The sequence below is a fragment of the Porphyrobacter sp. YT40 genome (assembly GCF_006542605.1).
In the GTDB taxonomy this organism is placed as follows: domain Bacteria; phylum Pseudomonadota; class Alphaproteobacteria; order Sphingomonadales; family Sphingomonadaceae; genus Erythrobacter.
This window is the reverse complement of record NZ_CP041223.1, coordinates 68,620-81,709: the sequence shown is the minus strand read 5'-3', so window position 1 is coordinate 81,709 and position 13,090 is coordinate 68,620. Positions and strand designations below refer to the sequence as shown.

Below are 13,090 nucleotides of genomic sequence, written 5' to 3'. Positions count from 1 at the left end.
CGCTGGGCGCATGACGTGCTCTCCGGCAATTACTAAAGACGAATGCACATGTGCGTGCGACCGATAGTGCTGGCCGCCGGCCGTTCGAGCCGGATGGGCTTCGACAAGCTCCGGACCAATCTGGGCGGACGGCCAGTGCTGGCGCATATCGTCGATACAATCGAACAGGCGGGTTTACCGCCGCCTCATATCGTAACGGACGCGGATGCCGCTGAACTCAGGGATATCCTTGGGAAGCGCGAACTATGCCAGACCCGAGCTTCCGACGCCCGTCGGGGAATGGCCCATTCATTGATCGCTGGGATCTCCGCGCTGCCGCAAGATACGCGTGCTGCGATCATTTGTCTGGGCGACATGCCATTTGTCCCGGCAAGCCTCTTGCAAAGGATGGCTCAGCAAGCGACCCCATCGACGATTTTGGTTCCTATAAGCGATGGGCGAAGGGGGAATCCGATCACATGGGGTTCTGATTTTTTCCCCGCGCTGCTGAATCTCTCAGGTGATACTGGCGCACGCTCACTTCTCGAAAAATATCGCGCGTCTGTCGTTCCCATCCATATTGACGATCCCGGTATTCACTTTGACCTGGACACACCGGCAGCGTTGGCGGCCGCACAAAGTCAATGGAATCAGAGGCACGATGGTTTAACCAGACTACCGACCAAGCTTAGCGATCAATCACCGGATCGATGAGAATGGCCCGGAAATCGTTGACGTTCGTGCATGTGGGTCCTGTTACGACGAGATCGTCCAGCGCAGCGAAGAAGCTATAGGAATCGTTGCGGCGCAAATAGGCCGCAGCATCCAGTTTCTTCCCGGCAGCGCGCGTCAAGGTCGACGCGAACGCAACAGCTCCCGCATTGTCGCCGGCGCCATCCAGGCCATCGGTATCGACTGCCAGCGCCGCAATCCCTTCCTGCCCCGCTGTCGCCAGCACAAAGCCCAGAAGATATTCGCTGTTCCTGCCTCCTCTGCCTCGGCCGGAGACGGTCACGCTCGTCTCTCCGCCGGACAGAATGCATGCCCTACGCCCCGCTCGAAGCGTTTCGAGCGCCAGCTTTGCATGCGCGGAACCCAATTCACGCGCCTCCCCCTCCAGGTCATCCCCCAGAATGATCGGCTTGTAGCCGACGCTTTCGGCGCACCGGGCTGCTGCAATGAGAATATCGCCCGGCTTGACGATCAGGAACGCACTATCACCTGCCCGTCTTGATCGATCGTCAGGTGAGGGATTATCCAAACCCTTCCGCAGGTGCCGGTTGATGGATTCCGGAACATCTATGCCATATCGCTCGAGAATCGGTGTCGCCGCAACGGCTTCCGCCGCATTGGCAATCGTCGGACCAGACCCGATCTTGCGAATGTCGTCTCCCGGTATGTCTGAGACGGCAAGAGTGAGCAGGCGCGCCTTACCTACCGCATGCGCCAGTCGGCCGCCCTTCACCGTGGAAATCTGCTTGCGCACCGCATTGATTTCGGAAATTGTTGCCCCGCTTTTCAGCAAGGCCTTGTTCAGTCCTTGCTTATCTTCAAGGCTGACGCCTTCGGGCAAGCCGACAAGAAGCGCCGAAGCCCCGCCAGACATCAGCGCGATGACGAGATCATCGTGAGAAAGATCTTTGACCAACTCCATCATGCGGTCCGCAGCCACCACGCTGTTCCCGTCGGGAACCGGGTGACCAGCCTCCAAAATCTGAATTGGACCGGAATAGGAAGGCGATTGATGGCCGTAAGGCACAACGACGGCGCCGGAAAGCGGGGCCGGCCAAAGTCTGGCAAGCTCATTCGCCATCGCTGCCGCGGCCTTGCCCCCTCCGATGACGACGGTTCGACCGAGAGGAACTGAGGGGAGAAAGCGCTCAAGCTTGCCTTCGACGCCGGCAGCGTTCAATGCTGTCGACAGGAGAGCATCAAGCTGTACCCTTTGCCTCGCCTCGAGATCAACGAGCGCGCTCATTTCGAGACACCTACGCCATTTTCGACCGGCCGGCCGGCAAAGAAAGCGGCGATATCGCGCGCCAAGCTTAAGCCCATACCTTCCCTTGCGCGTCTCGTCGCACTTCCGAGATGCGGCAGGAGGAAGGTGTTAGGTGCCTCTACAAGATCGCGGCGAATATCGGGCTCGCCGACAAAAACGTCGAGCCCGGCGCCGCCGAGCTTGCCGGATTGCAACGCCGCAATCAGGGCTGTTTCATCGATCAACCCTCCCCGTGCCGTGTTGATCACGATCGCACCAGATTTCATCGAAGCTATGCGCTCTGCATTGAGCCAGTTTTGCGTCTCCTCGGTCAATGGCAAATGCAAAGATAGAAAATCGCTGCCAGCCAGGACTTCCTCCATCGATGAACAAATGATCGTCCCGGGAGGGGGTGGATCACCCGCGGACGATGAACGGACCGAGGTCAGTATGTTCATGCCAAACCCTGCCGCTCGGCGAGCGACCGCGCGGCCGATCCGGCCAAAACCGAGAATACCCAAGGTCGAGCCGTGAATATCCGTACCGACGAGCTGGTTCGGTTCCCAACCGGTCCACATCCCCGACCGCAACAAAGCCTCCGCTTCGCTTGCGCGCCTGGCCGCTCCGAGGAGGAGGAGCCAGGCTATGTCCGCCGTGGCTTCGGTGAGCACGTCGGGCGTGTTCACCAATGCTATTCTCCGAGCTTGCAGCGCCCTGAGATCGATATGGTCGATACCCACGGAGTAAGTCGCTACAAGCCGGATGGAAGGGGGTAACCGATCGATAAAATCCGCGGTCACCTTGTTCATGGGTCGTGCGGCTGAGCGGAACAGGAAAGTGTCATAAGGCACTGTTTGGCTCGATACAGCGATAGATGGTGGCCGGGTGAACGTTGAAGGTCCTTGCGACGGCGCTAATGGACTTACCCTCGAGAACGAGTTGGCGAGCGAGCTCCGCCTGATCTGGGCGCATTTTCTTTGGGCGTCCGAAGCTCACACCGCGCGCCATCGCCGCCTTTCGCCCCTCCTCGGTTCGGCTCAATATGAGAGTCCGCTCGAACTGGGCGATCCCAGCGAATACGGTCATGATCATCACGCCAGACGGGGACGTGGTATCGGCCCAAGGTTCATCAAGCGATTGTAATCCTGCCTGCTTTTCCTTGATGCGTTCCGCGATGTGCAGGAGTTCGATGGTGGATCGCGCCAAACGATCGAGGCGGGCGACGACGAGAACATCGTCTTTGCGCAGGTGACCCATCAGCTTTTCAAGCTCGGGCCGGCCACGAGCGGCCCCCGATATTTTCTCTTCGAACATCATTTCACAGCCCGCCTCCGAGAGCCGACCGCGCTGGATTTCCAAGTTCTGATCCTCGGTGGAAACGCGCGCGTAGCCGAGCTTCATGCGACTGCTCCAGATATTGTGCGAAAGTTACTGCAAAACAATTTTGTTTCGCACATATGTTTTGCGAAGAAATTCGCCTTGTTTATCGGCATGGGCCGTCCCCTTCGCAAAAGTTGAAAGTTTCGCACGGTATGCCCACCCGTCACCTCACTGACGCCCAGCGTCAGGGCTTTGCCCGCTTTGATGGCGAACCGTCGGCCGATCAACTCGCGCGATATTTCCATCTGGACCAAACTGATCGCGACCTCATTGGAACTCTGCGCGGCGACCACAATCGGCTCGGCTTTGCCGTGATGCTGACGAGCGCCCGGTTTCTGGGCGCATTTCCAGTCTCGCCCGCCGAGATCCCAGCGTCGGTCCTGGCGGCCGTGATCGAACAACTCGCTCTTGAACCCGGCACGGACGTGGACGCCTATTTTGCGGGAAGCCGACGCATCCGGCACCTCGCGCTCATCCGGACGCACTGCGGCTTCACGGACTTTGGCGACAACGCGGTGGCACGTTTCCGGCTGACCCGATGGCTCTACGCCCTTTGCTGGAGCGGCGACGATCGGCCCGGCCCCCTGATTGATCGAGCTGCGGCCTGGCTGATCGCCAACAAGGTGCTGCTGCCGGGCGTCACGGTCGTCGAGCGCCTGGTTGGCAGGATCCGCGATCGTGCGCGGACCAGGCTTTGGCGCCATCTGGTCGCCAGCTTGAGCGATGACCAGCGCGTGCGCATCGCCGCGCTGTTTGACGATGGCGACACATCCACGTTCGCCGCCCTGGACGCGCTCCGGACCGTTCCCTCCAAGCGCATGCCGACCGAACTCTTCCGACACCTTGATCGGCTCGATGCGGTCCGGGCGTTCAATCTGCGGCCGGCGCCACCGCGGGGCGTTCCCGCCACAACCCTTGAGCGGCTCGCGCGGGTAGCGCGCGTCGGCAAGCCCTCGGCCATCGCCGCCCTTCAGGAGCCTCGTCGAACCGCGACCGTAGCCGCGCTCTTCCATACGCTCGAAGCGGCGGCCCAGGACGACGCCGCCGAGCTGGCCGAGGCTCTGCTCGCCGACTTGGTGAAAGGGGCTGAAGCCGCCGACAAACAGGCCCGCCTGCGCAGTCTGCGCGATCTCGATGGCGCCGCGATGCTGCTCCACGCAATGGGTCTGTTGGTTTTGACCGACGACGCCCTGCCCCTCAATGAATGGCGAGATGTGCTCTTCGAGCGGTTGCCCCGTCCCGACATCGAGGCCGCCATGTCCAAGGTGGAGGCGATCGCCAAGCCCGCGGAGACCAAGCCCTATGATCAACTGCGAACAAAATGGCGGAGCGCCCGGCGATTGTTCTTTGAAATCGCTACCCGCATCGAGACCGACGCTGCCCCAGGTGGCAAAAACGTCAAGGCCGCGATCAGCTACCTCAAGGGCGTGGACGACTGGTCCTCTCTCGTCAAGATGCGCGGCGCACCGATCGCTGCGGTCTCGAAGGCGTGGAGGCAACATGTCCTGGATGACGATGGCAGGATGCGCGACCCGAAGGCCTATGTCTTCGCGATCATCGATGCGTGGCGTCTGGCGATCAAGCGTCGCGATGTGTTCGCCAAGCCCGGCATCCGATACGGGGATCCCCGGCGCGGGATGCTCGAGGGCGAGTCCTGGCACAATTCCAGGTTGATGGTAGCACGCGCCCTGGGCCGATCTCTGGAAGCCGACATTGAGATTGACGGTCTCTCCCGCCTTCTCGACGAGGCATATCGACATGTCGTTGCGCGCGCCGGCGACAATCCGGACCTGCGTTTTGAGACGGTCGCCGACAAGATGGGGATTGTGGTCACGCCCCTCGACAAGCTTGATGAACCCGAGAGCCTTCGAGCACTTCGCGCCGCCGTCCAAACGCGCATGCCGAAGGCCGGAATGCCCGACATCTTTCTTGAAGTCATGGCGCGAACCGGATTTGCCAAGTCCTTTACGCATCTGAGCGAGCGTCAGGCCACCGTCGAGCACTTCGAGATAAGCCTGTGCGCGACCCTGGTCGGCGGCGCCTGCAACATCGGTCTTGAGCCGATCGTGCGCCCGGAATTTGCGGCTCTGCGTCGCGACCGTCTTTCTTGGGTCGGTCAGAATTTCATTCGGCCCGAGACCATCGCCGCGGCCAACGCCGCGATCGTTTCCGCTCACAGTCGTCTGGATATCGTCCAACATTGGGGCGCAGGCGAGGTGGCCAGCGCCGACGGCATGCGTTTTGTCGCTCCGTCGAGCGCCATACACGCCGGGCCCAACCCCAAATATTACGGCCAGGAGCGCGGCGTCACTTGGTACAACATGATTTCCAATCAGTTCAGCGGTCTGACCGGAGCGGTCATCCCCGGCACGTTGCGCGACAGCCTGGTCGTCCTGGCTCTCCTGCTGGAGCAGGAAACCGAGCTCGATCCTCTGGAGATCATGACCGACACCGCCGCCTATTCCGACGCCATTTTCGGTCTGTTCTGGCTCTTGGGCTACCGGTTCAGCCCCCGTCTGGCGGACATCGGCGACGCCAAACTCTGGCGTATCGACCGCCAGGCGAGCTATGGGCCGTTCGATCAGACCGCCTGGGGCAGGGTTAAAATCAATCTGATCCGGGAAAACTGGTCCGACCTTATCCGCTTGGCCGGATCGCTCAAGCTCGGCCACCTCAAGGCCGCAGGCGTCATGCGAATGCTGCAGGTCAAAGACCGCCCAACAACGCTGGCCAAGGCCCTGTCTGAACTCGGCCGCATCATCAAGACGCTGCATATCCTGCGATACATCGATGACCGGCCGTTCCGGCGACGAATATTGTTTCAGCTCAACCGGCAGGAATTGCGCCACAAGCTCGGTCGGCGCGTCCATCACGGCGATCGGGGCGAAATCAGAAGCCCTCTGCGTCAGGGCCAAGAGGAGCAGCTTGGGGTCCTCGGTCTGGCCCTCAACTCCATCGTCCACTGGAACGCTGTCTACATGCAGGAAACCGTGCGCCAACTCAGCGAGGCCGGGACGCCGCCGCTGCCCGCCGATATCGCTCGGCTCTCGCCGATATCTTGGCGTCACATCAATTTCCTCGGCCGCTACGACTTCTCCGTGCCTGACGCCGTCGCAAACGGCGGCCTCAGACCGCTACGCCAACCTAATTCCGAATGGGACTTTTGAAAGGAAATAATGCCCCTTACGACACTTTCCTGTTGCGCTCAGCCGCACGACCCTCTATAGGCTGTACCGCCCTAAAAACGTACCTATCGTGACCGAGGACAACGGAAAACCGCTACCTATTTGGGCAAACAGGGGAGGGGATGGTTGCTCAGTGCGCGCCCCTTCGCATGGGAAGCCCTTCCCTTGACTGGAGTACGGTAATACGCAATTATAGTTAGATAACTAAGGATATGGCCATGGAGAGAGGATTGCCGACAAAGGCGCTATGGGATCGCCTTCCCGAAATCGTTCGCTTCCGCGATCAACCGGGGATGACGGAGACCTACAGTTTTGCGGGCGCCGAGGGCACGACCGAGCTGGAAGGCCAGCTGTTCCGGCAGAGAGCGCGGCCATCTAAGGCGGTCTATTTGTTCATGCACCCCACAGCCACGGCCCAGCTGCTCCCAATGCCTGAGGTGCTTGCCGATGCGGGGTTGCACGTACTTTGCGCGTCGAGTCGCTACCCGAGAAACGATAGTGCGCTGATTATGGAAAAGGTCGCCTACGACATGGGCCAGTGGGTGCGCCACGCGCGCGAGTCGCTGGGTTATGAAAAGGTGATCCTGGTGGGATGGTCGGGCGGCGGCTCGCTATCGCTGTTTTATGCGGCCCAGTCTGAACATCCGACAATCACCCACACGCCCGCCGGCGACCTTTATGACCTGACAGCAGCGCGGCTGCAGCGGGTTGACGGAATAGTCTTAATCGCCGCCCACCTCAGCCGGGCGGAAGTGCTGACCGAATGGCTTGACCCCTCCGTCATCGACGAATTCGACCCGGACACGCGCGATCTCGAATTCGATATCTATAGTCCGGACTGCCCGAACAAACCACCATTCACCGCTGACTTCATCGCCGCCTTCCGCGAGAGGCAGCGGGCCCGCAATCGCAGAATTACCGCCTGGGCCGAGGAAATGCTTGCCACGCTCCGTCGTCGCAACGACGGCGAAACCGAACGCGCCTTCGTCACGCACCGCACGATGTGCGACGTGCGCTGGATTGATCCGACGATCGACCCCAATGGACGCGCGCCGGGGGCATCCTATCTTGGCAATCCACGCACGGTGAACGTGGGACCCGCTGGTTTGGCGCGATTCTCAACCCTGCGCTCGTGGCTGTCGCAATGGTCCTACGACCTATCCAACTCCAAGGCTGCCGTTAACGCGACAAAGATCCATCGGACCCCTGTGCTGCAGATCGAGAATGAAGCGGACGACGCGGTTCCCGCGAGCCATAATCCGATCATTCACAACGCGCTCACCGTTGCGAACAAGGAATTTGTGAGCATCAAGGGCGCGACCCATTTCTACCAGGGCCAGCCCGAACATCTCAGCGCTTGTATCGACGGGATCATCGACTGGAGCCACCGCAACGATTTGTGATCTGGCCGCCGCGATCGACGCGGCGCCTCCGCATTTTCGCTGCGGCGCGGCCGGCTTACGCCGGCCGGTCGCGGATTCCTTGCGGGGATCAGTTGTAGACGGCGTCCCGGATGTCGGACACGAACTTCCCCGACATACCCTCAAAGGCCGTGTTGGTCATGGCCACGACCGTCAGCGCGTTTGCACGATCGATGAACCAGCGGCTCTGTTGCAAAGATTGGCGGCAGTCAGAGGTAGGCTGTCGCTCTGCGCCGATCAGGCGGCTGCTGCGAAATGGTGGTTGAGCATGCCCATGGCCTCCGTCAGCGCCGAGGGCCCAATGCCAAAAGCTCTCTCCACAAGGCGCACCTCGCCCCTGATGCCGGGCTGCAGGCACCAGGGGCGAGCCTGTCCTTTGCGCAGGGCTCGCATGACTTCGAATCCCTTGATCGTGGCATAGGCCGTGGGGATCGATTTGAAACCGCGCACCGGCTTGATCAGTATCTTGAGCTTTCCGTGATCGGCCTCGATCACGTTATTGAGATACTTCACCTGCCGGTGGGCCGTCTCCCGGTCCAGCTTTCCTTCGCGCTTCAATTCGGTGATCGCTGCACCATAGCTCGGCGCTTTGTCGGTATTGAGCGTGGCAGGCTTTTCCCAGTGCTTCAGGCCTCGCAGGGCCTTGCCCAGGAACCGCTTCGCTGCCTTGGCGCTGCGGGTCGGCGACAGGTAGAAATCGATCGTGTCGCCCCGCTTGTCGACTGCCCGGTACAGGTAGGTCCACTTGCCCCGCACCTTGACGTAGGTTTCATCCAGGCGCCAGCTCGGATCAAAGCCACGCCGCCAGAACCAGCGCAGCCGCTTCTCCATCTCCGGGGCGTAGCACTGGACCCAGCGATAGATCGTCGTATGGTCGACCGAAATGCCGCGTTCCGCCAGCATTTCCTCAAGGTCGCGATAGCTGATCGGATAGCGACAATACCAGCGCACCGCCCACAGGATCACATCACCCTGGAAATGGCGCCACTTGAAATCCGTCATCGTTCCGTCCGTCCAATCTCCGCCAAGCATGCTCAAGCTTCACGATTTTTGCAACAGAGCCCTCGAAGATATGGCCGCCGAGAACCTCGACGACATCCTTCTCGCCGATCTTGACATGGGTGTCGCTGCCCTCGGCGATGCGCACCGCCGCGTGGCGGATCACCTTGCCGATCTCGCGCTCCAGGTTCCGCACGCCGGCTTCCCGCGTGTAGAAGCTGATGATCGCCTGCAGCGAGGCATCGTCGATCTCGACCTGCTCGGCGCTCACCCCGTTCGCCTCGAGCTGGCGGCCGACCAGATAGCGGCGGGCGATGTGGAGCTTCTCCTCCTCGGTGTAGCCGGGGAGCGAGATCACCTCCATCCGGTCGCGCAACGGTCCGGGGATGGTGTCGAGCATGTTGGCGGTCGCGATGAACACGACCCGGCTGAGATCGAAGGGCACGCCGAGATAATTGTCGCGGAAGGTGCCGTTCTGCTCGGGGTCGAGAACCTCCAGCATCGCTGCCGACGGATCGCCCTGGACGCCGCGGCCCAGCTTGTCGATCTCGTCGAGCATCATCACGCAGTCGCGCGTGCCCGCCTTGCGGATCGCCTGGATGATGTTGCCCGGCAGCGCGCCGATATAGGTGCGCCGGTGGCCGCGTATCTCGGCCTCGTCATGGACGCCGCCCAGGCTGACGCGGACGAACTCGCGCCCCATCGCCTTGGCGATCGACTGGCCGAGCGAGGTCTTGCCGACCCCCGGGGGGCCCGCGAAGCACAGGATCGGCGCCTTGCTCTCAGGCGCCAGCTTGCGGACCGCGAGATATTCGATGATCCGCTTCTTGATCTTCTCCAGCCCATAATGGTCGGCGTCGAGCTGGGCCCGCGCCTCGGCGATGTCGATGTCCTTGTGCGCGGGCAGCGCCCAGGGCAGTTCGGTCAGCCAATCGAGATAGGTGCGGATGATGCCGTGCTCGGCCGCGCCGTCGGGCATGCGCTCCAGCCGGCGCAGCTCCTTCGTGGCCTGCTTCTCGACCTCTTCGGGCATGCCGGCTCCGGCGATGGCTTCCCTGAGTTCGGCGATCTCGGCCGAATTGCCCTCGTCCTCGCCGAGCTGGCGCTGGATCTCGGCCATCTGCTCGCGCAGCAGATGCTCGCGCTGGCGGTTGCCGAGCTTCTCCTGCACGCCCTTGCCGATCTCGGCCGACAGGCGCAGCACCTCGAGCCGCTGGGCGAGCAGCGCCATGACCTTGTCGAGGCGCGGCTGCAGCGCGACCGTCTCCAATATGTCCTGCTTCTCGTTGGCGCCGATATCGAGATAGGCCGCCGTCAGGTCGGCCAGCGCGCCGGGCGCCGCGATCGTGCGGATCGCGTCGGCCAGGCCCTGCGGCGCCTGCGGCAGCAGCCCCACCGTCTCCAGCGCCTGGTTGCGCAGGTTGATGAAGCGCGCCTCGACCTCGTTGCCCTCGGGTGCGGGCTCCTCGATGCGCTCGATCCGGGCGACGAGGAACGGCCAGCCGTCGAGGAATTCGACGACGCGGAAGCGTGTCTCGCCCTGGACGATCAGGTGATGGGTCTCGTCGGGCCCGGTGATGTAGCGCAGCACATTGGCGATGGTGCCCATGCGGTGCATGTCGAGCGGACCGGGCTCCTTGGCGTCGGCGTCGCGCTGGGCGAGCACGCCGACGGGGCGGCTCTCGCGAACCGCCGCCTGCGCCGCGTTGATCGACACCGGCCGGCCGATCGCCAGCGGCATCACCACCTCGGGGAACATCACGAAGTTGCGGACCGGCACGATGATCATCGCGTCGGCGGGAAGTTCGGGCAGGCGGGGACCGGCGTCGGTCCGTGCCTCCTGCGCCTCGATCGTCTTGCTGTCGGCCAGGTCGGTCATCGCCGCAGCCCTCCATTCACCTTGTTCAACGTCACGAGCAGGCATCCATGCACGCTCGACCGGCGAACCGAGTCATAGCGGCCCGGCGGCAGCGGCAGGCGTCGTTCGAACCGGCCTTGCGGGAGTTCGAGCCGATGGATCTTGGCGATGCGCAGTTCGGGAGGCAGGATCCGGTAGCCGCGGACGACCAGCACGCCGTCGTCGATGAACGCCTCGGTCTGGTCGAGGTCGACCCCGGGCAGCGCGACGAGCACGAGCAGTTCGCCCTCGGTCTCGAGCATGTCGGCCGGCGGCTCCCAACTGGGCGCGCCGCCGCTCGCCCGCGACGGGGCGAAGGCCTGCTGATGCAGGCGCTGCACGCGGTCGATCAGGTCGACGGCTTCCGCCCACATCCAATCCCGCGATCGGCCAGAATTCATGTGACGTCCTCTCTCGGCGGCCGGGGGTGTGCCGTGGGGCACGGCCGCTCCCCCGTAATAAGGAAACGCGGACCCGCAATTTCAAGCGGTGCCCGAAACGAGCCTAGCGTCCCGCCGTTCGACGCCGGGGAGCGTCCGAAGTTCCGGCCCGCAAGACGGGGCGCATCCAGATTGAGCCGGTCTGCACACTGCAATAGCGGGCACCGTGGTGCGTATATGCGTTAGGTAGAACGAAAATGTGCAGGAGATCATGATGGCTAGAGCGATCGTCGACACGACCGCTGGAACGGTGCGGGGAACAATCGAAGCGGGCGTTCGCCGCTTCCGCGGCGTTCCCTATGCGGCCGCGCCGGTGGGCGACCGTCGCTTCGCCGCCCCCGCGCCCGCCGAACCCTGGGAAGGCGTGCGCGACGCGGTCGACCCCGGCCCCAACGCCCCCCATCGGGTCAAGGCATTCCCCGGCCTCGACGTCACACCGCTGATCGGCAGCGGCTGGGTTCAGGGCGACGATTATTTGTCGGCCAATATCTGGACGCCCGAGGCCAATGGCGGCGGCCGGCCGGTGATGGTGTGGATCCACGGCGGCGGCTTCGTGATCGGCAGCAAGGACGTGTCGATCAGCGACGGCGCCGCCTTCGCCCGCGCCGGTCTGGTCTGTTTCGCGATCAACTACCGCATGGGCATCGACGGCTTCCTTCCAATCCCGGGCGTGCCCACCAATCTGGGCCTGCGCGACATGATCGCAGCGCTGCAGTGGGTGCGCGCGAATGCCGCGGCATTCGGCGGCGATCCGCGCAATATCACGGTGTTCGGCGAGTCCGCGGGCGCCATGGCGATCGCCGACCTGATCGCTTCCCCGCTCGCCAAAGGCCTGTTCCGCCGCGCTATCATCCAGAGCGGCCATGCCGGCATGACCCGCGAGATCCCGGTGATGCAGCGACTGGTCAAGAAGCTGGCCAAGCTGCTGCGGGTGACGCCCGACCGGGCCGGCTTCGCCAGCGTGGCGCCGGGCGATGCGCTCGACGCGGTCGAGCAGATATCGGCGCCGACCGCGCGGATCGACCTGCGCGATTCGAGGGGGCATGAGCCGATGTTCGGCCTCAGTCGCTTCGTGCCCGTCCATGGCGACGACGTCCTTCCGCTCCAACCGCTCGAAGCTTTGCGGCGCGGCGCGGGGAGCGATGTCGAGGTCCTGATCGGCACCAATGCGGAGGAGATGAATCTCTTCCTCGTCCCCTCCGGGGTGCGCGACAAGATCGGTGGCCTGCTCGCGACATTCCTGCTCAGCCGATCGCAACCGGGCGCGCGCAGGGTGCTCAAGGCCTATGGCCTGGGGAAGCATGGCGTGAAGCCCGGACAGGCGCTGACCGACGCGATGAACGACCTCGTCTTCCGCTGGCCCGCGCGCCGTTTCGCCGAGGAGCATCAGGGCCGGACGCATATGTACGAGTTCGACTGGCGCTCGCCCGCCTTCAAGGGCGAGCTCGGCTCCTGCCACGCGGTCGAACTGCCCTTCGTGTTCGACACGCTCGCGACCGCGACGGGCGCGCAGGGCCTGGTCGGGGAAGCCCCGCCGCAGCAGCTCGCCGATCGCATGCATCGGCTTTGGGTCGACTTCGCCCGCGACGGCAACCTGCCCTGGTCGCCGTTCGACCGCGAGAAAAGGCTGGTCTATTCGATTTCGGACGGACTCGCCCGTTCCGAACCACGCCTGCCGGCGGCGACCTTTCTTCCTTGATTTCAGACACTTGATCGGGCCGGTCAATTGTCCGAGCCGATCGGCAAAGCCGGCGGTGCATCAGGACTTTTCTGAAAGGTAAGCTATCGGATAGGTCCTCTTCATTGGTTGG

At 63.0% G+C, this 13,090-nt stretch carries 9 protein-coding genes and 2 pseudogenes; 4 read left to right on the top strand and 7 right to left on the bottom strand.

Annotated elements, in window-relative coordinates:
- The first annotated feature begins 66 nt into the window (after positions 1-66).
- Entirely contained in the window at positions 67-693 is a 627-nt protein-coding gene (locus E2E27_RS18075) for a nucleotidyltransferase family protein (RefSeq protein ID WP_157784818.1), read from the top strand.
- On the opposite strand, the gene E2E27_RS18070 is transcribed toward E2E27_RS18075, so the two are convergent.
- Genes E2E27_RS18070 through E2E27_RS18060 form a run of 3 tightly spaced genes read right to left on the bottom strand, consistent with a single transcriptional unit; the run spans position 668 to position 3,358 of the window.
- A complete protein-coding gene (locus tag E2E27_RS18070) occupies positions 668-1,957 on the bottom strand; it encodes a glycerate kinase type-2 family protein (protein WP_026002710.1) in 1,290 nt (429 codons plus the stop codon). The genes E2E27_RS18075 and E2E27_RS18070 overlap by 26 nt on opposite strands.
- Entirely contained in the window at positions 1,954-2,766 is an 813-nt protein-coding gene (locus E2E27_RS18065) for a 2-hydroxyacid dehydrogenase (RefSeq protein WP_141462134.1), read from the bottom strand. The genes E2E27_RS18070 and E2E27_RS18065 overlap by 4 nt, the downstream gene beginning before the upstream one ends.
- 31 nt (positions 2,767-2,797) lie before the next feature.
- Positions 2,798-3,358, bottom strand: coding sequence for a recombinase family protein (locus E2E27_RS18060; protein WP_011950653.1), 561 nt, complete (start codon positions 3,356-3,358; stop codon positions 2,798-2,800).
- Positions 3,359-3,489: 131 nt separating this feature from the next.
- Here E2E27_RS18060 and E2E27_RS18055 point away from each other — a divergent pair, with 131 nt between their 5' ends.
- Entirely contained in the window at positions 3,490-6,504 is a 3,015-nt protein-coding gene (locus E2E27_RS18055; protein WP_037555775.1) for a Tn3 family transposase, read from the top strand.
- A 236-nt stretch (positions 6,505-6,740) separates the two neighbouring features.
- Positions 6,741-7,925, top strand: a complete 1,185-nt coding sequence (locus E2E27_RS18050; protein WP_141462267.1) for an alpha/beta fold hydrolase — start codon at positions 6,741-6,743, stop codon at positions 7,923-7,925.
- Positions 7,926-8,013: 88 nt separating this feature from the next.
- Here E2E27_RS18050 and E2E27_RS19115 read toward each other — a convergent pair.
- The 4 genes and pseudogenes from E2E27_RS19115 to E2E27_RS18030 all read right to left on the bottom strand — a co-directional run.
- A pseudogene (locus E2E27_RS19115) lies at positions 8,014-8,124 on the bottom strand (hypothetical protein); the annotation flags it as partial.
- Positions 8,125-8,180: 56 nt separating this feature from the next.
- Positions 8,181-8,945 (bottom strand): IS6-like element IS6100 family transposase, encoded by a 765-nt coding sequence (locus E2E27_RS18045; RefSeq protein WP_001389365.1) that lies wholly within the window; start codon positions 8,943-8,945, stop codon positions 8,181-8,183.
- Positions 8,946-8,994: 49 nt separating this feature from the next.
- A pseudogene (gene lon / locus E2E27_RS18035) lies at positions 8,995-10,821 on the bottom strand (endopeptidase La); the annotation flags it as partial.
- A complete protein-coding gene (locus E2E27_RS18030; RefSeq protein WP_198046083.1) occupies positions 10,818-11,213 on the bottom strand; it encodes an Hsp20/alpha crystallin family protein in 396 nt (131 codons plus the stop codon). The gene E2E27_RS18030 and the pseudogene lon, both read right to left, overlap by 4 nt.
- 277 nt (positions 11,214-11,490) lie before the next feature.
- Between E2E27_RS18030 and E2E27_RS18025 the strand changes: the two genes are divergently transcribed.
- Positions 11,491-12,978 (top strand): carboxylesterase/lipase family protein, encoded by a 1,488-nt coding sequence (locus E2E27_RS18025; protein WP_141462130.1) that lies wholly within the window; start codon positions 11,491-11,493, stop codon positions 12,976-12,978.
- Positions 12,979-13,090 lie beyond the last annotated feature (112 nt).